The sequence below is a fragment of the Streptomyces sp. NPDC058534 genome, assembly GCF_042717365.1.
Classification (GTDB): domain Bacteria; phylum Actinomycetota; class Actinomycetes; order Streptomycetales; family Streptomycetaceae; genus Streptomyces.
On sequence record NZ_JBHXNW010000069.1, the window covers coordinates 42,176 to 49,062 of the forward strand.

Here is a 6,887-nt window from a genome sequence, read left to right on the forward strand (position 1 = left end):
GCCCCCCCCCTGCGCGCGCGCCCCGCCCGCCGGCCGGGGGGGCGGGGGCGCCCCCGCCGGCGCCCCGGCCCCCGGCCCGGGGCGCCCCGGGCGATGGTCGTGGACCCCGGCGCGTCGGTGGTGCCGGTGCGGCGCCGGACTCGGCTCAGGCCTTGCTCGTCCGCGTCGTCTCCTTCGCGGCGGGCTTGGCGGCCTTCTTGGCCGTCTTCATGTCGGAGGTCTTCACGGCGGTCTTCTTCGCCGCAGCCCCCGTGGGAGCGGCCTTCTTCGCGGCCGTGCCTGCGACCGACTTCGTCGCGGTCTTCTTGGCGGTGGTCTTGGACGCCACCGTCTTCGCCACCGCCTTGCGCGGGCTCCGCACCGACGACGCGTCGCTGATCCGGTCGGCGCCGAGGACGTCCCGCAGGAACTTGCCGGTGTGGCTGGTGGCAACCCCGGCGACCTGCTCGGGCGTGCCCTCGGCGACCACCAGGCCACCGCCGGCGCCGCCCTCGGGGCCCATGTCGACGACCCAGTCGGCGGTCTTGATCACGTCGAGGTTGTGCTCGATGACGATGACCGTGTTGCCCTTGTCGACCAGGCCGGCCAGGACCGTCAGCAGCTTGCTGATGTCCTCGAAGTGCAGACCGGTGGTCGGCTCGTCCAGGACGTAGACAGTGCGTCCGGTGGAGCGGCGCTGCAGCTCGCTGGCGAGCTTGACGCGCTGGGCCTCGCCGCCGGACAGGGTGGTCGCGGACTGACCGAGCCGGACGTAGCCGAGGCCGACGTCCTTGAGCGTCTTCATGTGCCGGGAGATCGCGGGGACCGCCTCGAAGAAGTCGGTCGCCTCTTCGATCGGCATGTTCAGGACGTCGGCGATGGACTTGCCCTTGTAGTGGACCTCCAGGGTCTCCCGGTTGTACCGGGCACCGTGGCAGACCTCGCACGGGACGTAGACGTCCGGGAGGAAGTTCATCTCGATCTTGATCGTGCCGTCGCCCGCGCAGTTCTCGCAGCGGCCGCCCTTGACGTTGAAGGAGAAGCGGCCGGGCAGGTAGCCGCGGACCTTGGCCTCCGTCGTCTCGGCGAACAGCTTGCGGACGTGGTCGAAGACGCCGGTGTACGTCGCCGGGTTCGACCGCGGGGTGCGGCCGATGGGCGACTGGTCGACGTGCACGACCTTGTCGACGAGGTCGTCGCCGTCCACGCGCGTGTGCCGGCCGGGGACGCTGCGGGCGGCGTTCAGCTCGCGCGCCAGGTGCGTGTACAGGATGTCGTTGACCAGGGTCGACTTGCCGGACCCTGAGACACCGGTGACAGCCGTGAAGACGCCCAGCGGGAAGGACACGTCGATGTCCTGGAGGTTGTTCTCCCGGGCGCCGTGCACGGTGAGCTGCCGGGTCGGGTCGTGCGGGCGCCGGATGTCGGGCAGCGGGATGGCCTTCCTGCCGGACAGGTACAGGCCGGTCTGCGACTCGGCGTTGTCGAGCAGTCCCTTGAGGGAGCCGCTGTGCACGACCTTGCCGCCGTGCTCACCGGCGCCGGGGCCGATGTCGACGATCCAGTCGGCGACCTTGATGGTGTCCTCGTCGTGCTCGACGACGATGAGAGTGTTGCCCATGTCGCGGAGCCGGACGAGGGTCTCGATCAGCCGATGGTTGTCGCGCTGGTGCAGGCCGATGGACGGCTCGTCGAGGACGTAGAGCACCCCGACGAGTCCGGAGCCGATCTGGGTGGCCAGGCGGATGCGCTGGGCCTCGCCGCCGGAGAGCGTGCCGGCCGCGCGGTTCAGCGAGAGGTAGTCCAGGCCGACGTCGACCAGGAAGCGGAGCCGCTCGTTGACCTCCTTCAGCACGCGCTCGGCGATCTTCTTGTCGCGGGCGCTGAGCTTGAGCTCGCCCAGGAAGTCGGCGCAGTCGCTGATGGACATCGCCGAGACCTCGGCGATCGACCTGCCCATGACGGTGACCGCGAGGACGAGGGGCTTGAGCCGGGTGCCCTCACAGGTGGGGCAGGGCACCTCGCGCATGTAGCCCTCGAAGCGCTCGCGGCTGGCGTCGCTCTCGGCCTCGCTGTGCCGGCGCTTGACGAAGGGGATCGCGCCCTCGAAGGCCGTGGTGTACCGGCGCTCGCGGCCGTAACGGTTGCGGTAGCGGACCTCGACCTGGGTCTTGTGTCCGTACAGCAGGGCCTTGCGGGCGCGCAGCGGGAGGCCCGCGAAGGGGATGTCCGTGCGGAAGCCGAGCGCGTCCGCCAGGGCGCCGATCAGGCGGCCGAAGTAGTCCTTGGTGTGCCCGTGCGACCAGGGGTGGATGGCGCCCTCGTCGAGGGACCTGTCCTCGTCGGGGACGATCAGCTCCGGGTCGACCTCCATGCGGGTGCCGATGCCGGAGCAGTCGGGGCAGGCGCCGAAGGGCGAGTTGAAGGAGAAGGAGCGGGGCTCCAGCTCCTCGAAGGAAAGGTCGTCGTACGGGCAGTACAGGTGCTCCGAGTACATGCGCTCGCGCTCGGGGTCGTCCTCGGGGAGGTCGACGAAGTCGAGCACGACCATGCCGCCGGACAGACCGAGCGCGGTCTCGACGGAGTCGGTGAGGCGGCGCTTGGCGGAGTCCTTGACGGTGAGGCGGTCGACGACCACCTCGATGGTGTGCTTCTCCTGCTTCTTCAGCGTCGGCGGGGTGGAGAGCTGGATGGTCTCGCCGTCCACTCGCGCGCGGGAGTAGCCCTTGGTCTGGAGCTCCGCGAACAGGTCGACGAACTCTCCCTTGCGCTCGCGCACCAGCGGCGACAGCACCTGGAAGCGGCTGCCCTCCGGCAGCTCCAGGACCTTGTCGACGATGGCCTGCGGCGACTGGCGCGAGATCGGCCGGCCGCATTCCGGGCAGTGCGGCTTGCCGATGCGGGCGAAGAGCAGGCGCAGGTAGTCGTAGACCTCGGTGATGGTGCCGACCGTGGAGCGCGGGTTGCGCGAGGTCGACTTCTGGTCGATGGAGACCGCCGGGGAGAGCCCCTCGATGAAGTCGACGTCCGGCTTGTCCATCTGGCCGAGGAACTGCCGGGCGTAGGAGGAGAGCGACTCCACGTAGCGCCGCTGGCCCTCGGCGAAGATGGTGTCGAAGGCCAGGGAGGACTTGCCCGACCCGGAGAGGCCCGTGAAGACGATGAGCGAGTCACGAGGCAGGTCGAGCGAGACGTTCTTCAGGTTGTGCTCGCGCGCGCCACGGACGATGAGACGGTCGGCCACGCCGGTCCGCACCTTTCTTGAGAGAAGTGACAGGGGCGGGCCCCCGTCTTTTCTCAGACTAGGGGGAGCCACTGACAACGCCGGTCGGATTCACCGGTTGTCAACAAACCCCGACTTCCCAGCATGCCCGACGCCGCTTCCGACCATATAGCACGTGCATTCGAATTGCGGACGTCGTCCACAACCTTCACCCGAAGGTGTGGCCCGGTCTAGGGTCAGCACCATGATTGATCACGCTCATGACCTGGCGTCTGTACGTGACGCGACCGAACGGCTGCTCACCGCGGTCGGGAAACTGGACAACGTGTCCGTGACCGAGTCGTCACGGCTTCCCGGCTGGACCCGCGGCCACGTCCTCGCCCACCTCGCCCGCAACGCCGACGCCCTCGTGAACGTCCTCGAAGGACGCCCCATGTACGTCTCCGGCGAGGCCCGGGACTCCGACATCGAGCGGGACGCCCCGCGCCCCCTCGACGCCCAGCTCACGGACGTGCGCGAGAGCGCGGCCGGGTTCCAGGCGACCGGTGCGGCGCCCGCGGACTGGTCGCGCACGGTGGAGCTGCGCAACGGTGTCACCGACTCCGCGTCCCGGGTGCCGTTCCGGCGGTGGGTCGAGGTGGAGCTGCACCACGTGGACCTGGGCATCGGGTACGAGCTGGAGGATCTTCCGGCGGAGTTCACCGGGCGCGAGACCGACTTCCTCGCCGCCCGCTTCACCGGGCACCCGGAGGTGCCGCCCACCCGGCTCACGGACGGTACGCACGCGTGGCGCACGGGCCGGGAGGCGGACGCACCGGAGGTGACCGTGACCGGTCCCCCGGCCGATCTGCTCGGCTGGCTCGCCGGGCGCCGCGAGGGCTCCGCGCTCACGGTGACCGGCGGCCCGTTGCCGGAACTGCCGCCGCTGTAGCCCGTGCACGGCCGTCCGCGGACCGCCTCCCGGAGCTAGGCTGGCCGTCATGACGTACAGCGGAGAGGTGACGGTCGGCGGACCCGCCGACGTGCACGAGCTCAAGGACCTGATGATCACCAAGGTCGCGGTCGGCCCGATGAACAACAACGCCTATCTGCTGCGCTGCCGGGCCACCGACGAGCAACTGCTGATCGACGCCGCCAACGACGCGCACACGCTGCTGGGCACGATCGGTGACGACGGCATCGCGTCCGTCGTCACCACCCACCGCCACGGCGACCACTGGCAGGCACTCGCCGAGGTCGTCGCCGCCACCGGCGCCCGCACCCACGCCGGCCGGTACGACGCCGAGGGCATCCCGGTGCCGACCGACGTCGCGGTCGACGACGGGGACACGATCAGGGTGGGGCAGGTGGAACTCACCGCGCGCCACCTGGTCGGCCACACGCCGGGTTCCATCGTCCTGGTGTACGACGACCCGCACGGGCATCCCCATGTGTTCACGGGGGACTGTCTCTTCCCGGGCGGTGTGGGCAACACCCACAAGGACCCGAAGGCGTTCGCGAGCCTGATCCACGACGTGGAGACCAAAGTCTTCGACGTGCTCGCGGACGAGACGTGGGTCTATCCCGGGCACGGCAACGACACCACGCTCGGGGCGGAGCGGCCGCACCTGCCGGAGTGGCGCACACGCGGCTGGTGAGCGCCGGGAGCGCGGCACGGACGCTTGGCGCTCGAACCGACGTGCGCGCCCCGTGTGACGCGTGCGCACACACCGGGGCTCCGCGCGCGCTCCCGGCCCACCGGCAGGGGCGGTCCACTCAAGGCAGCCCCGCGCGGGATGACGGCTCCCGCGCGGTACGGGCCGCCGGTCTCCGATTCCCGTCCTCGACCGGCGGCCACGGCGACTCAGGCCTGGGCCTGTCCCGTCCCGGCCAGCGCGGCGACCCGCTCCACGGCGAACGCGTATCCCTGCACCCCGCACCCCGCGATGACTCCGTCGGCGCGCTGCGAGACGTAGGAGTGGTGCCGGAACGGCTCGCGCTGGTGGATGTTGGAGATGTGCACCTCCACCACGGGCAGCCCGTCGCAGGTGTTGAGCGCGTCCAGGACGGCCACGGACGTGTGCGAGTAGGCGGCGGGGTTGATCACGATCCCGCAGTGGTTCAGCCGGGCCTCGTGGATCCAGTCGACCAACTCGCCCTCGTGGTTGGACTGCCGGAAGTCCACCGTGCCGCCGTGTGCCGCCGCCGTCTTCGCGCACAGGGCCTCGACGTCGGCGAGGGTGTCGGAGCCGTAGATCTCCGGCTGTCGCTGGCCCAGCAGGTTCAGGTTGGGGCCGTTGAGGATCATGATCGGGGCGTTGGCCAGGGTGCGGGGCACGGTTCCTCCGGTCCGTGAGGGGTGCGGCGGCCCTTGCGCGACCGCTGCTCGGCCCCCGGTCTATCACGGTGCCTCGGCGCCCCGACCGGCCGTACCCTCCGCCTACGGATTGATCGCGAGCTCCAGATACGCCGCGAACAGCACCAGGTGAACCCCGCCTTGCAGGGGGGTGGCCCGTCCCGGTACGACCGTCAGCGAGGCGACGACCACGGTCAGGGCGAGCAGCACCATGTGGATGGCGCTCAGGCCCAGGACCAGCGGCCCGGTGAGCCACACGGAGGCCAGGGCGACCGCGGGAATGGTCAGGCCGATGCTCGCCATCGCCGAGCCGAGGGCGAGGTTCAGGCTGGTCTGCACCCGGTCGCGGCGCGCGGAACGCACCGCGGCGATGGTCTCGGGGAGCAGCACCAGCAGGGCGATGATCACGCCGACCACTGCGTGGTGCAGCCCGGCGGCCTCCACTCCGTCCTCGATGGTCGGCGACACCCCCTTCGCCAGTCCGACGACGCCGATCAGCGCCAGGCCCAGCATCACCAGGCTGATCAGAGCGGTACGGGCGGACGGTGCGTGGGCGTGCTCCTCGACCGTGATCACTTCGCCGTGCCGGGTGATCGGCAGGAAGTAGTCGCGGTGCCGCACGGTCAGGGTCGCGATGAACAGGCCGTAGAGGATCAGCGAGGAGAGCGCCGCGAAGGTGAGCTGCACGGTGGAGAACTCCGGGCCGGGCGCGCTGGTGGTGAACGTCGGCAGCACCAGGCTGAGCGTGGCCAGGGTCGCCACCGTCGCGAGGGCGGCGCCGGTGCCCTCCGGGTTGAACGCGGCGATGCCGTGCCGGAGTGAGCCGACCAGAAGGCTGAGGCCCACCACGCCGTTGCAGGTGATCATCACGGCCGCGAAGACGGTGTCCCTGGCCAGAGTGGCGCTCTTGTCGCCGCCGTCCACCATCAGTGTCACGATGAGCGCGACCTCGATGACCGTCACCGCGACGGCGAGGACCAGGGAGCCGAAGGGTTCGCCGACCCGATGGGCGACGACCTCCGCGTGGTGCACGGCGGCCAGGACGGCCATCGCGAGGACGACCGTCATCAACGCGACGAGGGCTCCAGGCAGATCGCGTCCCCAGGTGAGGATCAGCAGCACCACCGCGGCCAGGGGACTGATGGCCGTCCACTGTGTGATGAGATCCCTGGGACGAGTGATCATGCGGCGATCGTCGCAGAGGGCGACGTGCCCCGCATTCTCTGTCACGCGGACCGGCGAACGGGAAGCGGGGGGGGGGGGGGGCGCCGCCCCCCCCCCCCCCCGGGGGGGGGGGGCGCCCCCCCCCCCCCCCGCCCCCGGGGGGGGCGGCGGGGGGGGGGCACCCCC

The 6,887-nt window shown here is 70.9% G+C and carries 5 protein-coding genes; 2 read left to right on the top strand and 3 right to left on the bottom strand.

Going from position 1 to position 6,887, the window contains the following annotated elements; genetic code table 11:
• Positions 1–145: 145 nt before the first annotated feature.
• Positions 146–3,223: an excinuclease ABC subunit UvrA gene (gene uvrA / locus ACFWR9_RS32450; RefSeq protein ID WP_383848347.1), complete on the bottom strand. Its 3,078-nt coding sequence runs from the start codon at positions 3,221–3,223 to the stop codon at positions 146–148.
• Positions 3,224–3,446: 223 nt separating this feature from the next.
• Here uvrA and ACFWR9_RS32455 point away from each other — a divergent pair, with 223 nt between their 5' ends.
• Positions 3,447–4,133 (top strand): maleylpyruvate isomerase family mycothiol-dependent enzyme, encoded by a 687-nt coding sequence (locus ACFWR9_RS32455; protein ID WP_383848350.1) that lies wholly within the window; start codon positions 3,447–3,449, stop codon positions 4,131–4,133.
• A gap of 49 nt (positions 4,134–4,182) precedes the next feature.
• Positions 4,183–4,839, top strand: coding sequence for an MBL fold metallo-hydrolase (locus ACFWR9_RS32460; RefSeq protein ID WP_383848352.1), 657 nt, complete (start codon positions 4,183–4,185; stop codon positions 4,837–4,839).
• 206 nt (positions 4,840–5,045) lie between these two features.
• Here the strand turns inward: ACFWR9_RS32460 and aroQ are convergent, their stop codons facing one another.
• Both aroQ and ACFWR9_RS32470 read right to left on the bottom strand, forming a co-directional pair.
• Positions 5,046–5,519: a type II 3-dehydroquinate dehydratase gene (gene aroQ, locus ACFWR9_RS32465; protein ID WP_383848355.1), complete on the bottom strand. Its 474-nt coding sequence runs from the start codon at positions 5,517–5,519 to the stop codon at positions 5,046–5,048.
• A gap of 102 nt (positions 5,520–5,621) precedes the next feature.
• A complete protein-coding gene (locus tag ACFWR9_RS32470; RefSeq protein WP_383848358.1) occupies positions 5,622–6,722 on the bottom strand; it encodes a calcium:proton antiporter in 1,101 nt (366 codons plus the stop codon).
• Positions 6,723–6,887: the final 165 nt, after the last annotated feature.